1 protein-coding gene is annotated in these 506 nt (G+C 73.3%); it reads left to right on the forward strand.

Annotated elements, in window-relative coordinates; genetic code table 11:
* Positions 1-506, forward strand: a 506-nt coding sequence (locus AAHM41_RS40325; protein ID WP_342242277.1) for a transposase, incomplete at both ends; no start/stop codon positions are given.

Consider the following 506-nt stretch of genomic DNA (forward strand, 5'->3'; position numbering starts at 1 on the left):
GAGGACTGGGCCGGCGATCCCATCCGACGGGACAAGGCCGGGGTGCCGCGGAGCCTCGCGTTTGCGACCAAGCCCGCGCTCGCGCTGGCGCAGATCCGGGCCGCCTGTGAGGCGGATCTTCCGCGCGGCGTGGTGCTGATGGATGCGGGCTACGGCGCCGACACGAGCCTGCGCACCGAGATCACGGCGCTTGGCCTTTGCTACGCCGCAGGCATCCTGCCGAACACCACGGTCTGGCCCCAGGGTCGGGGGCCGTTGCCGCCGAAGCCATGGACCGGTCGGGGCCGCCCGACCAGCCGGGTGCGGCGTGATGCCGAACACCAGCCGGTCCAGGTCAAGGCTCTGGCGCTCGGCCTGCCGGCTGCGGCCTGGCAGACCATCACCTGGCGCGAAGGCTCCGCCGACTGGCTCACCTCGCGCTATGCCCGGATACGGGTGCGGGCCGCTCACCGCGACGAGCGCCTCAAGGCGCCGCGCCCGGAGGAGTGGCTGCTGGTCGAATGGCC

This window comes from Inquilinus sp. OTU3971, from assembly GCF_038440215.1.